The organism is Pseudomonas sp. GM17 (assembly GCF_000282175.2).
GTDB lineage: Bacteria > Pseudomonadota > Gammaproteobacteria > Pseudomonadales > Pseudomonadaceae > Aquipseudomonas > Aquipseudomonas chlororaphis.
Window position 1 is genome coordinate 5,607,024 of the sequence record NZ_CP124732.1, and the last position, 15,341, is coordinate 5,622,364.

General features: G+C 62.1%; 18 protein-coding genes. 10 read left to right on the plus strand and 8 right to left on the minus strand.

What is annotated here, in order from left to right; translation table 11 throughout:
- Nucleotides 1-554 precede the first annotated feature (554 nt).
- The gene (locus tag PMI20_RS24835; RefSeq protein WP_009045039.1) at nt 555-833 is read left to right on the plus strand and encodes a DUF3509 domain-containing protein; all 279 of its coding nucleotides are present in this window, start codon (nt 555-557) and stop codon (nt 831-833) included.
- A 99-nt stretch (nt 834-932) separates the two neighbouring features.
- Here PMI20_RS24835 and mtnC read toward each other — a convergent pair whose 3' ends face one another.
- The 5 genes from mtnC to aroC form a co-directional block, all read right to left on the minus strand.
- Nucleotides 933-1,616 carry an acireductone synthase gene (mtnC, locus tag PMI20_RS24840; RefSeq protein ID WP_007932259.1) on the minus strand — a complete coding sequence of 228 codons (684 nt, stop codon included), beginning with the start codon at nt 1,614-1,616 and terminating at the stop codon, nt 933-935.
- Nucleotides 1,617-1,620: 4 nt separating this feature from the next.
- Entirely contained in the window at nt 1,621-2,166 is a 546-nt protein-coding gene (locus tag PMI20_RS24845) for a 1,2-dihydroxy-3-keto-5-methylthiopentene dioxygenase (RefSeq protein ID WP_007932260.1), read from the minus strand.
- 99 nt (nt 2,167-2,265) lie between these two features.
- The gene (locus PMI20_RS24850; RefSeq protein WP_007932262.1) at nt 2,266-2,886 is read right to left on the minus strand and encodes a methylthioribulose 1-phosphate dehydratase; all 621 of its coding nucleotides are present in this window, start codon (nt 2,884-2,886) and stop codon (nt 2,266-2,268) included.
- A complete protein-coding gene (locus tag PMI20_RS24855; RefSeq protein WP_007932264.1) occupies nt 2,883-4,031 on the minus strand; it encodes an MFS transporter in 1,149 nt (382 codons plus the stop codon). Before PMI20_RS24855 ends, PMI20_RS24850 begins: the two co-directional genes overlap by 4 nt.
- Before the next feature lie 34 nt (nt 4,032-4,065).
- On the minus strand, nt 4,066-5,157 hold the full coding sequence (gene aroC / locus PMI20_RS24860) for a chorismate synthase (RefSeq protein ID WP_007932265.1): 1,092 nt from the start codon (nt 5,155-5,157) through the stop codon (nt 4,066-4,068).
- Between the two features lie 141 nt (nt 5,158-5,298).
- Between aroC and PMI20_RS24865 the strand changes: the two genes are divergently transcribed.
- Both PMI20_RS24865 and PMI20_RS24870 read left to right on the plus strand, forming a co-directional pair.
- Nucleotides 5,299-6,252 (plus strand): alpha/beta hydrolase, encoded by a 954-nt coding sequence (locus PMI20_RS24865; protein WP_037036160.1) that lies wholly within the window; start codon nt 5,299-5,301, stop codon nt 6,250-6,252.
- 98 nt (nt 6,253-6,350) lie between these two features.
- Complete coding sequence (locus tag PMI20_RS24870) at nt 6,351-7,139, plus strand: hypothetical protein (RefSeq protein ID WP_007932268.1); 789 nt, start codon at nt 6,351-6,353, stop codon at nt 7,137-7,139.
- A 129-nt stretch (nt 7,140-7,268) separates the two neighbouring features.
- Here PMI20_RS24870 and prmB read toward each other — a convergent pair whose 3' ends face one another.
- On the minus strand, nt 7,269-8,177 hold the full coding sequence (gene prmB, locus PMI20_RS24875) for a 50S ribosomal protein L3 N(5)-glutamine methyltransferase (protein WP_007932269.1): 909 nt from the start codon (nt 8,175-8,177) through the stop codon (nt 7,269-7,271).
- A 237-nt stretch (nt 8,178-8,414) separates the two neighbouring features.
- Here prmB and PMI20_RS24880 point away from each other — a divergent pair, with 237 nt between their 5' ends.
- The 5 genes from PMI20_RS24880 (at nt 8,415) to PMI20_RS24900 (ending at nt 11,195) form a co-directional block, all read left to right on the plus strand.
- The gene (locus PMI20_RS24880; RefSeq protein WP_007932270.1) at nt 8,415-9,005 is read left to right on the plus strand and encodes a cysteine hydrolase family protein; all 591 of its coding nucleotides are present in this window, start codon (nt 8,415-8,417) and stop codon (nt 9,003-9,005) included.
- A gap of 141 nt (nt 9,006-9,146) precedes the next feature.
- Complete coding sequence (locus PMI20_RS24885; protein WP_007932271.1) at nt 9,147-9,467, plus strand: hypothetical protein; 321 nt, start codon at nt 9,147-9,149, stop codon at nt 9,465-9,467.
- Nucleotides 9,468-9,542: 75 nt separating this feature from the next.
- A complete protein-coding gene (locus tag PMI20_RS24890) occupies nt 9,543-10,100 on the plus strand; it encodes a Smr/MutS family protein (RefSeq protein WP_007932272.1) in 558 nt (185 codons plus the stop codon).
- Between the two features lie 77 nt (nt 10,101-10,177).
- The gene (folE, locus tag PMI20_RS24895) at nt 10,178-10,723 is read left to right on the plus strand and encodes a GTP cyclohydrolase I FolE (protein WP_003204506.1); all 546 of its coding nucleotides are present in this window, start codon (nt 10,178-10,180) and stop codon (nt 10,721-10,723) included.
- Nucleotides 10,724-10,823: 100 nt separating this feature from the next.
- Nucleotides 10,824-11,195 (plus strand): glutathione S-transferase N-terminal domain-containing protein, encoded by a 372-nt coding sequence (locus PMI20_RS24900; protein ID WP_007932274.1) that lies wholly within the window; start codon nt 10,824-10,826, stop codon nt 11,193-11,195.
- Between the two features lie 106 nt (nt 11,196-11,301).
- Here the strand turns inward: PMI20_RS24900 and PMI20_RS24905 are convergent, their stop codons facing one another.
- On the minus strand, nt 11,302-11,904 hold the full coding sequence (locus PMI20_RS24905) for a glutathione S-transferase family protein (RefSeq protein WP_007932276.1): 603 nt from the start codon (nt 11,902-11,904) through the stop codon (nt 11,302-11,304).
- A 12-nt stretch (nt 11,905-11,916) separates the two neighbouring features.
- On the minus strand, nt 11,917-13,083 hold the full coding sequence (locus PMI20_RS24910; protein ID WP_007932279.1) for an aminotransferase-like domain-containing protein: 1,167 nt from the start codon (nt 13,081-13,083) through the stop codon (nt 11,917-11,919).
- A gap of 81 nt (nt 13,084-13,164) precedes the next feature.
- On the opposite strand from PMI20_RS24910, the gene PMI20_RS24915 reads away from it, so the two are divergent.
- Together PMI20_RS24915 and PMI20_RS24920 are read left to right on the plus strand one after the other, a co-directional pair.
- Nucleotides 13,165-13,599 (plus strand): MarR family transcriptional regulator, encoded by a 435-nt coding sequence (locus tag PMI20_RS24915; protein WP_007932281.1) that lies wholly within the window; start codon nt 13,165-13,167, stop codon nt 13,597-13,599.
- 342 nt (nt 13,600-13,941) lie between these two features.
- On the plus strand, nt 13,942-15,291 hold the full coding sequence (locus tag PMI20_RS24920; protein WP_007921779.1) for an NCS2 family permease: 1,350 nt from the start codon (nt 13,942-13,944) through the stop codon (nt 15,289-15,291).
- The last annotated feature ends 50 nt before the right edge of the window (nt 15,292-15,341 follow it).

The window sequence follows — 15,341 nt, forward strand, 5'->3', positions numbered from 1 at the left end:
CGGCAAACAGGAGAAACAGGGGCGTGCTATTGGCAGTAACGCAGAGCATGGCGTTCATGGATGACGTCCTATTTTCTTATTATCAGGCGCCCATGATCCAAGGGATCACGACGCATGACTGTCCATGTCGGTGAAACGTCTGATTGACCTGTACAGCCCGGAACATCAGGGCTTGGGCTTGTGCAAAGAGTCTGCGCCAAGCCTGTCGCTGGCAAAAAAATACGTCAGCGCTTCCTGGCCTGTACATGGAGTTTTTGCAAAGTTTTGTATCTCCTCCGCGCCGCCAGGTGCCTCGCGCTTGAGGGCCGGGCTTGCCGGCTGAATCTTTTGCGTGAACCGGCAGTCACAGCGTTACGCCACTGCCCTTGCCCAGGCCCACGATCTCGCAAAATGCAGGATGCACGATGGCCATTCATGCAAATTGCACGGACACGCAAACGGCGATTTTTTATAACGATATGATTTATAACGATTTTTATAAAAATCGAGGCTGGCACAATCGCTGCACCTATCACTCCAGGTTTGCCATTCAAGAACCAATGGAGCTGATAGACATGAGCCTGATCCAAGAAAAATTCGCTTCCCTGTTCTCCAACTACGAAGTGACCACTCAGCCACGGCCCGATGGCGGCATCCTGCTGACGCTGCGTAACAGCGAAGGTAAACAGCTCAAGCGCTCGATCTCTTATGCGCAGTTACATGCGGGCGATCAGTTGTCGTGGGTGATCAGCGCGTTGCGTCGCGACCTGGCCGAACAGGCCAGCGAATTGCCACAGATTTCCCTGCTGCAAAGCCAGAACCGTTTTGCCCTGCCGTCGTATCACTCGCTTTAAATCCGCACCGCTGCGGATTCGCGATGATCACCGGCAACTGGATAACAGATAACCCCAATCAGGCCGTGCCAGCCTTGCGCTGACACGGCCTGATTGCTTTCAGAAACCCTGCGGATCGATATCGGCAAAGCTCGCCACATTCGCATGCCCCGCCAATACCCCGCCTTCGCGCACCAGGCCGCAGGTGGCCAGGCCGGCGGACCGGGCCGCATCCAGCTCCTGGACGATATCGGACAGAAAGAGAATCTGCCCGGGCGCACAGCCGATGGCCTGGGTAATGCGCTGGTAAGACTGCACTTCCCGTTTCGGTCCCGAGGTGGTGTCGAAGAAACCGCTGAACAGCGGCGACAGGTCCCCGACAGTGGAGCAACCGAAAATCAGTTTCTGCGCCTGGATCGAACCCGACGAATAGACGTACAGCCGATAGCCGGCCTGGTGCCAGCGCTGCAACGCCGCCGCCGCATCCGGGTAGACATGGCCCTTGAGCTGTCCGGCCCGGTACCCCTGCTCCCAGACCATGCCTTGCAGCGCCTTGAGTGGCGTGGACTTGCGATCTTCCGCGATCCAGCCCAACAGAATCCCGATCACCCGCTCGACGTCCGCCGCCGGCTCGCCGCTGGCCTCGCGCACCGCCTGCAACTGCTCGGCAACGTCGGCCCGGCTGGCGTGCTTGCGCACGAAGTCCGGCAGGTGCCGCACCGCGTAGGGGAACAGCACCTCGAAGACAAAGCTCACCGCGCTGGTGGTGCCTTCGATGTCGGTGAGAATGGCCTTGATCGGCATCCGCTCAATCCTCCAGAAGCGGGAACTGGCTGGCGATATCGGAACCGGTGAAGTTGGCGACCCAGCCTTGCGGGTTGTTGAACATGCGGATCGCCACCAGGTATGGGTTCTCGCCCATGTCGAACCAGTGCGCGGTACCGGCCGGCACCGAGATCAGGTCGTTCTTCTCGCAGAGCACGGCGTACACGTAGTCGCCGATATGCAGGCTGAACAGGCCGCGGCCGGCGACGAAAAAGCGCACCTCGTCCTCGGCATGCCGGTGTTCGTCGAGGAACTTGGCGCGCAGCTCGGCCTTCTGCGGGTGATCGCCATTGAGGCTGATCACATCGACGGTGATGTAGCCGCGCTCGGTCATCAGGCGGTCGATCTGTTCCTGGTAGGCGCCTATCACTTCCTCCTGGCTGGCGCCCGGCTGGATCCTGGTGGCGGCTTGCCAGCGATCGAAACGCACGCCCTGCTCAGCCAGGGTCGCGGCGATATCGTCGAAATGGGTCAGCACCTTGTTCGGCAGGTCCGGGCTGGATACGTGGTAAACGGACAGGCTGCTCATCTTGGCAATTCCTCGTTATCGGCAGTGCCTTCCGGCTTTTTCCAGGCCGGTCAGGCAGTGCATATCATCAGGCGCTGGCTACTTCAGTCGAAGCAAGCCTTAACGGTTTAACAGGGCGCGAGTCTGCAACTCGCACTCGAACAGAAACTCGAAGGCCTCGATCTGGCGCTGCGCGTCACTCATGCGCGCGCCCCAGGTGTAGAGGCCATGACCACGAATCAGGTAGCCGACGCAATCGGCATGGGCGTCGAGCCAGGGCTGGATCTTGGTCGCCAGCCGGGCGATGTCCTGATCGTTGTCGAAAATCGGCACGCGCACCCGCGACTCGTGGCTGGCAATGCCGGTAAAAGCCTTTTGCAGCTCGTAACCCTCGAACTCGATGAAGTCCTCGGCGGTCAGGCGTGACAGCACCGTGGCATTCACCGAGTGGGTATGCAACACGGCGCCGATCTGCGGGTTCCAGCTGTACAGCTGGGTGTGCAACAGGGTTTCGGCCGACGGCTTTTTGCCCGGCTCCAGGCTGTTGCCCGACAAGTCGGTGGCCAGCACGTCATCCAGGCCCAACTGGCCTTTGTGCTTGCCCGAAACCGTGAGCAATAGCGCGCTCGGCGACAGGCGCGTGGAATAGTTGCTGCTGGTGGCCGGGGACCAGCCGCGGGCATACAGAAAGCGTCCGACCTCGATGATGTCCTGTGCCAGCTGTTCGCGGGTAAGGCTCATGGCCTCTCCTCTTGCATACGTGTGGCAATGATAACGGCTGCCGCCAGCGCTGCGAGGCTTGCAATACTAAAGGTCAATGTCGCGCCCAGGGCGTTCCAGCTGTAGCCGGAATACAACGCGCCCAATGCGCCGCCGGTGCCGGCCAGGGCCGCGTACAGGGCCTGGCCCTGGCCTTGCTGACGGTCGCCGAAGCTGCGTTGCACGAAATGAATGGCCGCGGCATGAAAGCTGCCGAAGGTCGCGGCATGCAGCACCTGGGCAAACAACAGCAGCCACAGGTGTTCGGCAAAGGCGCCCAGCAGCAACCAGCGCAGGGCTGCCAGCAGGAAACTCGCCAGCAGCACCCGGCGTACCGAAAACCGCGAGAGAATCCAGCTCATTGCCAGGAACATCAAGACTTCGGCGACCACCCCCAGCGCCCACAACAGGCCGATCAAGCCGCGGCTGTAGCCCAGGTGTTCCAGGTGCAGGGTCAGGAAGGTGTAGTAAGGACCGTGGCTCATTTGCATCAGCGCCACGCAGGCATAGAAGGCCAGGACGCCGGGGCTGCGCAGCTGGCCAAGAAAGCCCCCGGCGGCCAAGCGGCTGCCCTGGGCCGCTGGCTGGGCATTGGGCACCCAGGCGCTGCTGAGCACGATGCCGGCCATGATCAGCACCAGCGCCGCCGGGTAGATGTCCAGGCTCAACCACTCGAACAGCCGCCCCAGCGCCACCACCGTGAGGATGAAACCGATCGAGCCCCACAGGCGGATCTGGCTGTAGCGAGCGGTCTGGCCTTGCAGGTGCGCCAGGGTGATCACTTCGAATTGCGGCAATACCGCGTGCCAGAAGAACGCATGCAGGGCCATAACCATCGCCAGCCAGGCGTAGCTCTTGCTGACGAAAATCAGCGAAAAGCTCAGCAACGTGCAGATCGCGCCAAAACGCACGATGGCCAGGCGCCGGCCGGTGTAGTCGCCCAGCCAGCCCCAGAGGTTCGGCGCCACGCAGCGCATCAGCATGGGAATCGCCACCAGCTCGCCAATACGCGCGCTGGAAAACCCCAGGTGATCGAAATACAGCGCCAGAAACGGCGCGGTCGACCCCAGCAAGGCGAAATAGAACAGGTAGAAACTGGAGAGCCGCCAGTACGGGAGCGCCGCCACGGCCGTCAGACCGTGGCGACTGGCAGAGACGCCATTACAACTGGCCCAGCACCGGCGTGCTGACGCGCACGTCGGCATTCTGGCCACGATGACGCAGCAGGTGATCCATCAGCACGATGGCCATCATGGCTTCGGCGATCGGCGTGGCGCGGATGCCCACGCACGGGTCGTGACGGCCCTTGGTGATGACGTCCACCGGGTTGCCATCGATGTCGATCGAGCGGCCCGGGGTGGTGATGCTGGAGGTCGGCTTGAGCGCCAGGTGCGCGACGATCGGCTGGCCGGAGGAAATCCCGCCCAGGATGCCGCCGGCGTTGTTGCTGAGGAAACCTTGCGGGGTCAGCTCGTCGCGATGCTCGGTGCCACGCTGGGCGACGCTGGCGAAACCGGCGCCGATTTCCACGCCCTTGACCGCGTTGATGCTCATCAGCGCATGGGCCAGCTCGGCGTCCAGGCGGTCGAAGATCGGCTCGCCCAGGCCCGGCATCACGCCCTCGGCGACCACGGTGATCTTGGCGCCCACCGAATCCTGATCGCGACGCAGCTGGTCCATGTAGGCTTCCAGCTCCGGCACCTTGTCCGGGTCGGGGCTGAAGAAGGCGTTGTCTTCCACCGAGTCCCAAGTCTTGAACGGGATTTCGATCGGGCCCAGCTGGCTCATGTAGCCACGCACCACGATGCCCTGGCTGGCCAGGTACTTCTTGGCGATGGCCCCGGCCGCCACGCGCATGGCGGTTTCCCGCGCCGAGCTGCGACCGCCGCCGCGGTAGTCGCGGATGCCGTATTTGTGGTGGTAGGTGTAATCGGCGTGGGCCGGGCGGAACAGATCCTTGATCGCCGAGTAGTCCTTGGACTTCTGGTCGGTGTTGCGGATCAGCAGGCCGATGGAGCAGCCGGTAGTCTTGCCCTCGAACACGCCGGAGAGGATTTCGACTTCATCGGCTTCCTGGCGCTGGGTCGTGTGGCGGCTGGTGCCGGGCTTGCGCCGGTCCAGGTCGCGCTGCAGATCGTCCAGCGACAGCTCAAGACCCGGTGGGCAGCCGTCGACAATGGCGACCAACGCCGGACCATGGCTTTCGCCTGCGGTGGTGACAGTGAACAGCTTGCCGTAGGTATTGCCGGACATGCAGGACGCTCCATGAAATCAGCCGAAATAACTCAATCTGGATTACTGAGCCGGGAAGTATACGCAGGCTCCCCAACTAGTTCATCCTCGAACCTTATCCGTGTCCGGAAGTCCAACCGGCACCTTCTCCATGATGGCGTGATGATGCTGCGAGTTATTCTCTTGAGCCTTACCCTGTTCACCGGCCTGGTCCAGGCGGCCGTACTGCAACGTCCCATCAGCCTCGACACCGGCACTGGCGAGTTATACGGCTCGCTGCTGCTGCCCAAGTCCGACGCCCCGGTGCCGGTGGTCCTGATCGTCTCCGGCTCCGGCCCCACCGACCGCAACGGCAACAACCCCGACGGCGGGCGCAACGACAGCCTCAAGCGCCTGGCCTGGGTGCTGGCCAAGCACAACATCGCCAGCGTGCGCTACGACAAGCGCGGGGTGGCCGCCAGCCTCGCCGCCACCCCGGACGAGCGCAACCTGACCCTCGACGCCTATGTCGCCGACGCCGTGGCCTGGGGCAAGAAGCTCAAGAGCGACCCGCGCCTGGGCCCGTTGATCATGCTCGGCCACAGCGAAGGCGCGCTGATCGCCACCCTGGCGGCGCCCCAGGTCGATGCAGCGGCGGTGATTTCCATCTCCGGCACCGCCCGCCCAGTGGACCAGGTGCTGCGCCAGCAACTGAGCTATCGCCTGCCGGCGCCGCTGATGCTGCGCAGCAACGAACTGCTCGACAGTCTCAAGGCTGGCCGGGTCGACACTGACGTGCCGCCGCAGTTGGAAGTGATCTTCCGCCCCAGCGTGCAGCCGTACCTGATAACCCTGTTCAGGCAAGACCCGGCCGCCGCGTTCGCCCGCCTGAAGATGCCGGCGCTGATCGTCCAGGGCAGTAATGACATCCAGGTCGGTGTCGGCGATGCGCAGATGCTCAAGGCCGCCAAGCCGGACGCCCAATTGGCGCTGATCGAAGGCATGAACCATGTCCTGCGTATCGTGCCCAACGACGTCAAGCGGCAACTGGCCTCCTACAAGGATCCGCAGCTGCCCCTGGCCTCGGAACTCGGCACCCGCATCATCAGCTTTATTGACGGACTTCACGCCCGTTGACGCGTTTTCCCCTCCAGTCCTGAAAAAAACGGCCGATAAGCCTTTGCCGGCCGTTCACTTGCCGTCGGCAAGTAGCGCTTGGACAGGATCTCGCCGTTATGACCGATACCCAGAACCCTCCCGAAACCGAGGTTGAAACCCCCGCTCCCGAAGCCGTGGCGTTGCCGTGGTCGGACGTCCATGCCGAGCATCACCGGATGCTTCGCCTGGCCCCCCTGCAAACCGATCGCGCCACGGGCGGACGGCCCCTGCGCTTTATCGAGTTCGGTTATGCCGAGCGCAGCAACAAGGAACACAGCCTGTTGCGCATGACCCTCCAACTGCCGGGCCAACGGGTGCGCAAGGAACAGAATCACCTGGATGTCTGGGTCGACCACGCGACTCGTCGGGTGCGCTTCGAACCGGAAAACCTGCAGATCGAGCCGGCGAACCGTGGCATCGGCCGCTTTCTGCTGGCGCAGGGGGCAAGCTGGGCCCAGAAGAAATGGCCGCACTACCGCGTGGACGGTTTCGAACTGGCGAACAAGGATGCGCTGAACGAGGCCACGCGCCTGCGGCGCGATCATTTCCTGCGGGTCCAGGGTTTCGATGTGGTTTACGCCGATGCCCAGCATCTCAAGGGCAGCGTCAAGCATGTGCAGGTCGGTGAACTGCTGCCCAACTGGAACACCGAAAAGCTGCAATTCGTCGAGATCCTCGAAGCCGCGCAAATGCTGCAGCAGGCCGAGCAGAACCTCGAAGAACAGGAAGTGAAGCTGCGCAAGCACGAAGAAAAGGTCGCCAAGTACAAGCGCGAAGACACCGGGCTGCGCTTTACCATCACCTGCCTGGTGGCGTTTGCGGTGTTCCAGGCCGGGTTGCTGATCTGGATCGCGACCCACCGCTGACCCCTGGCCGCCTCTACGGACAACTGTAGGAGCGAAGCTTGCTCGCGATAGCGTCCGTCCAGGCACACCCCGGTGCCTGGATCGCGGGCAAGTCGGATCGCCGCCCGCTCGCTCCTACAGAAACGCCGATCAGACCCGGGAGCTGAACAGTGCCTGGTGCTGTCGGCACTGCTCGGCGGTGAGCATGAACACGCCATGACCGCCGCGCGCGAAGTCCAGCCAGGCGAAATCGACTTCCGGGTACAGCGCTTCGACATGAACCTGGCTGTTGCCGACCTCGACGATCAACAGGCCCTTCTCGGTCAAATGATCCGCCGCCTCGGCCAGCATGCGCCGCACCAGGTTCAAGCCATCGTCGCCACAGGCCAGGCCCAGCTCCGGTTCATGCTGGTATTCCTCGGGCATGTCGGCGAAGTCCTCGGCATCCACATACGGCGGGTTCGACACGATCAGGTCGAAGCGCTGGCCCGGCAAGCCGTCGAAACCGTCGCCCTGCACCGTGAACACCCGCTCATCGACGCCATGACGCTCGATGTTCTGGTTCGCCACCTCGAGGGCTTCGAACGACAGGTCGGCCAGCACCACTTCGGCCTTGCGGAACTCGTAGGCGCAGGCAATGCCGATGCAGCCGGAACCGGTGCACAGATCGAGAATGCGCGTAGGCTCGGCGCCCAGCCAGGGCTCGAAACGTTTTTCGATCAGCTCGCCGATCGGCGAACGCGGGATCAGCACCCGCTCATCGACAATGAACGACAGGCCGCAGAACCAGGCCTCGCCCAGCAGATAGGCGGTCGGTACGCGCTCTTCGATGCGCCGCTTGAGCAGACGCTGCAGGTTGACCAGTTCGTCGTCTTCCAGGGCGCAGTCCAGATAGCTGTCGGCGATTTCCCACGGCAGGTGCAAGGCACCCAGTACCAATTGGCGGGCTTCGTCCCAGGCGTTGTCGGTCCCATGGCCGAAAAACAGATCCTCCCCATGAAAGCGGCTGACAGCCCAACGGATGTGGTCGCGCAGGGTGCGCAGGCGGGAAGTGATCACGGGACAGACTCCTGAAAAAACGACTGGCGATTCTAACAGCCAAAACGTCTGAGGACGACGCATGAAAAATCTGAGTCTGCGGGGCGTTCAGGCGGTTTTCTCCACATTCGGCCTGATTCTCCATAGCCCTTGACACGGCTGTAGGCCAGCAACCACGCACCTTACGTTAGTAGCGATTCACAGAAGCGCTCCGCCAGAGGACAATGTCGCAAAAGCCCCACTCACAGGAGCCCCAGAATGTCCGTTCCAAAGACGATGTTTCAACTCAGCGGTCGTGGTTATGCAGCGGCTAATTTGAGCCACGCGACCCTTGTGATCATCGACGCCCAGAAAGAGTACCTCAGCGGTCCACTGGCCCTGTCCGGCATGGACGCTGCGGTCGCCAACATCAAGCAACTGGTCGCTGCCGCCCGCTCCGCCAGCCGCCCGGTTGTGCATGTGCGCCACCTCGGCACCGTCGGCGGCCTGTTCGACCCCCAGGGCGAGCGCGGTGAGTTCATCCCCGGCCTCGAACCCCAGGGCGACGAGACCATCATCGGCAAGCTGCTGCCGAGCGCCTTCCATGGCACCGAACTGGAAAAGCGCCTGCAGGACCTGGGCTCCCTGGACCTGATCGTCTGCGGTTTCATGAGCCATTCCAGTGTCAGCACCACCGTGCGCGCGGCGAAGAACCTGGGCTTTCGCTGCACCCTGGTGGAAGACGCCTGCGCCACTCGCGACCTGCCCTACAAGGGCGGCATCCTCAGCGCCGAGCACGTGCAGCAGACCGAAATGGCCATCATGGCGGACAACTTCGCCACCCTCGCCGCCACCAAAGATCTGATCTGATCGACCTGCAATGAGCGGCGCGCCTTCAGGGGCAAAGCCGCTCATCCGTAAAAGCCTCTCATTTGCCGTAATTGCCTTAGCCTCAGGAACCACCCGGTCATCTTTCGGTCGAAGGGCCGATACCCATTGAGGAAGGTCGGAATGAAGATATCCGATGGTTTTGACGCACGTCGTCTGCGGCCCAAAGGCCCGCGGAACTGGCGTTTGCGCCTGGGCGCGGGATTCTCCGCGTTGCTGGCGACCTTCGGTGTGCTGCTGGCGATGGCCGGGGCCGCCAGCCTGTTGGGGCGCCCTCCGGCGCTGGGCGAATTGAATGCAAGTCCGGCGGGTTCCGCGGTGATTCTAGCGGTCGGTCTGTTACTGCTGTATGTCGGCGTCTGGCTGTGGCGTCGCTGCCGGCGGCGCATGCGCCAGCCGCAGACCCTGAACATGGCTCCCCACCTGATGAAGAAGCATGACTGAATCGACGGCAACACGTTTTGTCCCGCCCCTCTCCCGTCGAGTTGGGTAAACTGCTCGGTCTTCGCGGAGGCTGACATGCAAGACGACGATTTTTCCCTGTTCAAAAGCGCGATCCAAGGCGTCAAGCCGATCAAGCACGATCGCGCCGAAACCGGCAAACCCAAGGCTGACCGGGCGCAGATCGCCAAGCTGCGCCAGGCTGCGAGCGTGCGCACCGAAACCACGACCGTCGACGGGTTGTCCGATCAGTTCGTGATCGACGTCGGCCCGGAAGACGAGCTGATGTGGGCCCGCGACGGGGTTCAGGAAAGCCAGATGCGCAAGCTCAAGGTCGGCCAGATCCCTTTCGAGGGCAGCCTCGACCTGCACGGCATGAACGTGGAAAAGGCCCGGGAAACCCTCTGGGCATTCCTCGCCGAAGCCACCAAGTTCGAAATCCGCTGCGTGCGCGTCACCCACGGCAAGGCCGTGCGCCTGGACGGCAAGCGGCCAATGATCAAGAGCCACGTCAACACCTGGCTGCGCCAGCATCCCCAGGTGCTCGGCTTCACCTCGTGCCAGGCCAAACATGGTGGTGCCGGGGCGGTCTACGTGATGCTCAAACGCACCATGATGGAAGGCCGCGACGAGTAAAGCCGCTTCGTCGCGCTTGCAGCGCCCGGTCCGCCACCGTACCCTTGCCCTTTGCGTAAAATCCCACAGGTAGTTTCATGTCCCTGGAACAGAATTACACGGCGATCCTCGGCCAATTGGGCGAAGACGTCTCCCGCGAGGGCCTGCTCGACACGCCAAAACGTGCCGCCAAAGCCATGCAGTACCTCTGCCGCGGTTATGAACAAACGCTGGAAGAAGTCACCAACGGTGCCTTGTTCAGCTCCGATAACAGCGAGATGGTGCTGGTCAAGGACATCGAGCTTTACTCGCTGTGCGAGCACCACCTGCTGCCTTTCATCGGCAAGGCTCACGTCGCCTACATTCCGAGTGGCAAGGTGCTGGGCCTGTCGAAAGTCGCGCGCATCGTCGATATGTACGCGCGCCGCCTGCAGATCCAGGAAAACCTCAGCCGCCAGATCGCCGACGCGGTCCAGCAAGTGACCGGCGCCCTGGGCGTCGCGGTGGTGATCGAGGCCAAGCACATGTGCATGATGATGCGCGGTGTGGAGAAGCAGAACTCGTCGATGATCACCTCGGTGATGCTGGGCGAGTTCCGCGAAAACGCGGCAACCCGCAGCGAGTTTCTCAGCCTGATCAAGTAAACGGCTGCCCGAAAGAACCGGCGTTCATCGCCGGTTTTTTTTCGCCTGGCAAAAATCAGGTAAGCTGCCGCCCCTTCTTTCATGGGCAAGAGGCAATATCGTGATCGTCAAAGCGCTTCGAGTCGGCCTGGGCCAGCTCATCATCTTCATCGACTTCATCACCCGCCCACGCAAGCAGCAGCGCCCCGCCGCCGCTCAAGCCCAGGTCGAACAGGCCGCCAAGGGCCTGACCCTGTACCAGTTCCACGCCTGCCCGTTCTGCGTGAAAACCCGCCGCACCCTGCACCGCCTGAACGTTCCGGTGGCCCTGCGTGACGCGAAAAACAACGAACAGGATCGCCAGGCCCTGCTGGAGCAAGGCGGCAAGATCAAGGTGCCGTGCCTGCGTATCGAAGAAAACGGCCAGACCACCTGGATGTACGAGTCCAAGGTGATCATCGATTATCTGGACAGGCGCTTTGCAACAGCTTGAATGGTTGGTGGCGTTCTGAAGGACGTCATCGCGCCAGAACAGCCCCCACAAGATCCAGACCATAAAAAACCGACCCAAGGGTCGGTTTTTTGTTTCCCGCAGAGACTCAGTCGAGCATCCCGATATGCCGCGGGTGGCTTTCCACCCGCTGCATCCACGCCTGGATGCCCGGGTAGCGCGCCAGGTCGAAGCCACCTTCATGGGCGACATGGGTGTAGGCATAGAGCGCGATATCGGCAATCGAGTACTGCTCGCCCACCAGATACGGCGTTCGCGCCAACTGGTGTTCCATCACATCCAGGGCCTTGTAACCGCGTTTTTGCAGTTTCTCGTATTCGTGCTGGCGCTCTTGCGGCAACCCCAGATAGAGCTGGATGAAACGTGCCACGGCAATGTACGGCTCATGGCTGTATTGCTCGAAAAACTGCCATTGCAGCACTTGCGTGCGTAAACGCGGCTCGCTCGGCAGGAACTCGCTGCCATCGGCGAGAAAGTTAAGAATCGCGTTCGACTCCCACAGGCAGGTGCCGTCTTCCAGCTCCAGCACCGGGATCTTGCCGTTGGGGTTCTTCGCCAGAAACGCCTCGGTCTGCGTATCCCCGTTCAAGATGTCCACGGCATGCCACTCGTAAGGCTGGCCGAGCAGATTGAGCATCAGCTTGACCTTGTAGCAGTTGCCGGACCGGTAATCCCCATAAACCTTGTACATGGCCCTCTCCCCTTAGGCTGCCTGTGCAGCCTGTGCTTGACGTACCACGGTGGCCAGCCGCTTGAGACCTTCGTCCAGACGCGCCGGATCGATATGACTGAAATTCAACCGCAGGTGACCTGGATTGCGGTCCGGCTCGGAGAAGAAGGGTTCGCCCGGCATGAATGCCACGTCCTGCTCCAGCGCCGCTTTCAGCAAAGTGCGGGTGTCCAGCGGCTGTTTCAAGGTCAACCAGAAAAACAGCCCGCCCTGGGGCACCTGCCAATCGGCCAGATCGCCGAAATGACGTTGCAGGGCGGCCTGAAAACCATCGCGGCGCACCCGGTAGAAATCGCGCAATTCGCCCAGGTGCTGCTGGTACTGCTCGGTACCTATCCATTGCAGCGCCTGCCATTGGCCGACGCGGTTGGTGTGCAGGTCTGCCGATTGCTTCAACCGCAGCAGATGGGGAAACAGGTCCGGGCTGGCGATCAGGTAACCGACCCGCAACCCTGGCAGCAGGGTCTTCGACACCGTGCCGGTGTAGATCCAACTGGCCTTGCGCAGGCGCCCGACAATAGGCGTGGCGTTGCCGCCATCGAACGTCAGTTCGCGGTAAGGCTCGTCTTCGATCAGGGTCACTCCGAACTCGTCGAGCAGCGCCGCCACGGCATCGCGCTTGGCCTCGCTGTAGCGCACCGCCGAAGGATTCTGGAAGGTCGGGATCAGGTAGATGAACGCGGGACGATGCTGCTCCAGGCAGGCGCGCAATTGCGCCAGATCCGGCCCATCGGCCTGAAGCGGCACGGTCAGGCAATCGGCGCCGAACAGCTGGAAGATCTGCAGTGCCGCGAGATAAGTCGGCGCTTCCAGCATGATCTCGGTGCCCTTGTCGATGTACAGCTTGGCCGCCAGATCGAGGGTCTGCTGGGAGCCGCTGACCACCAGTACCTGGCTGGCCTCGCACGGCACGCCCAGCCCCCGGGCCTGTGCCGCCAGGGCCTCGCGCAGCTGTGGCTCGCCTTCACTCATGCCGTATTGGCCCATGGACACCGGCATCGCCTGCCAATCGACCTTCGGCAGCATCGCCTCGGCGGGCAGGCCTCCGGCGAACGACATCACTTCCGGACGCTGCGCGGCGGCAAGGATTTCACGGATCAGTGAGCTTTTAAGACGCGAAACACGTTCGGAGAAGGCCATGAGGTCACCGGTAGCAAAGGCGGAGGAAAATACGTCAAACTGCTTGACCGAAATTACGCCGACTTTCGCAGATACGTCAATATGCTTGACCTTAAAAACCAGACCACCCAACAAGCCGCCATGGAAGCCTTCTTCTTTGGTTACCAGGCATTCACCGCCAAGGCCGACGAAATGCTCGAGCGTCGCGGCCTGAGTCGCGTGCACCAGCGCATCGTGTTTTTCATCGCCCGCTATCCGGGGCTGAGCGTGAAAGAACTGCTCACGGCACTGGGCGTGAGCAAGCAGGCGCTGAATATCCCGCTGCGCCAATTGATGGAGATGCACCTGGTCAACAGCGTTGCCTCGCAGAGTGACAAGCGCAAACGCCTGCTGGAGCTGACGGAAGACGGCGCGCGCTTTGAGCAATCGCTGCGGCGCGAGCAGGTCAAGCTGCTGCAACGGGTATTCGCCGAGGCCGGCGAGGCGGCAGTGGATGGCTGGCTGGCGGTGAACAAGGCTCTGGGCGAAAACCGCTGACCGTAGCCGCTGGCGCAGCCTGCGATCGAGCGCGCAGCGGTCGTAACCTGTGTCCTCGATATATGTCTGAATGCCTGCGTTGACCCGAGGCGACTGCTGCGCAGCCGATCGCAGGCTGCGCCAGCGGCTACAGGGCATATAGCCTTTCTGGCGGACTTTTCGCACACAACCTAAAAAACATTATTTGCTTTCTTTGTATACAAAAGCATAATTCGCCACGTGCGAGTTCCTGACCTAAAGGTCAATAAAAGCCCGCAAGCCTTACATGCCTCAAAGAGCCGCTGCCCACCCTCACGTGCCCGGCTCTGGAAAAAATAATAAAACTCTTGAGGAGTACTCGCTGTGGAAAGCCGCAAATCCGAAGCCCCTACGCTGGAACTCTCGCCGCCGCTGAACAGTGGCTGGCTGGAGCGCATCTTCAAACTCAGGTTGCATGGCACCACGGTGAAGACCGAGTTGATCGCCGGTCTGACGACCTTCATCACCATGGCCTACATCATCTTCGTCAACCCCAACATCATGGCCGACGCTGGCATTGACCACGGCGCGGCCTTCGTCGCCACCTGCATCGCCGCCGCCCTGGGTTGCCTGTTGATGGGGCTGTACGCCAACTGGCCGGTAGGCCTGGCGCCCGGCATGGGGCTGAACGCCTTTTTCACCTACACCGTGGTCGGAACCATGGGTTACAACTGGGAAACCGCCCTCGGTGCGGTGTTCGTCTCCGGCGTGCTGTTCATGTTCCTGACCTTCTCGCGGATCCGCGAATGGCTGCTCAACAGCATTCCGGCCAGCCTGCGTTTTGCCATGGGCGCCGGCGTGGGTTTGTTCCTGGGGCTGATCGGCTTGAAAACCGCGGGCATCGTGGTCGATAGCCCGGCCACCCTGATCAAGCTCGGCTCCCTGCGTGAACCTGGCCCGCTGCTGGCGGCGGTCTGCTTCCTGATGATTGCCGTGCTCAGCTATCACCGGGTGTTCGGCGCGATCCTCATCAGCATCATCACCGTGACCCTGGCCGGCTGGGGCCTGGGCCTGGTGCACTACGAGGGCATCATGTCGGCCCCGCCGAGCCTGGCACCGACCTGGATGGCCATGGACGTCGCCGGGGTGTTCAACGTCAGCATGATCAGCGTGGTGCTGGCGTTCCTCTTCGTGCACATGTTCGATACCGCCGGCACCCTGATGGGCGTGGCCCAGCGCGCCGGCCTGGTCAACCCCGACGGCAAGATCGAGAACCTCTCCCGCGCCCTGAAGGCGGACAGCGCTTCCAGCGTATTTGGCGCGGTGGTCGGCGTTCCGCCCGTGACCAGCTACGTGGAAAGTGCCTCGGGCGTCGCCGCAGGTGGTCGGACTGGTCTTACCGCAGTGACCGTAGGTGTGCTATTTATCGCAGCCATGTTTTTCGCACCGCTGGCTGGCATGATCCCCGCTTATGCCACCGCCGGCGCGCTGATTTATGTGGCGATGCTGATGATGGGCGGCATGGCCCACATCGATTGGGAAGAGGCCACCGACAGCATCCCGGCGATCGTGACCGCCATCATGATGCCGCTGACCTTCTCGGTCGCCGACGGTATCGCCCTGGGCTTCATCACCTACGTGGCCTTGAAGGCCGGGACGGGCAAGTACAAGGAAATCTCCATCAGCCTGTGGGTGCTGTGCGCGATCTTTATCGCCAAGTTCATTTTCTTGTAGGTACATCGGTTTCAAACGGCCTCACCCCCGTCGGGTGAGGCTTTTGCGCA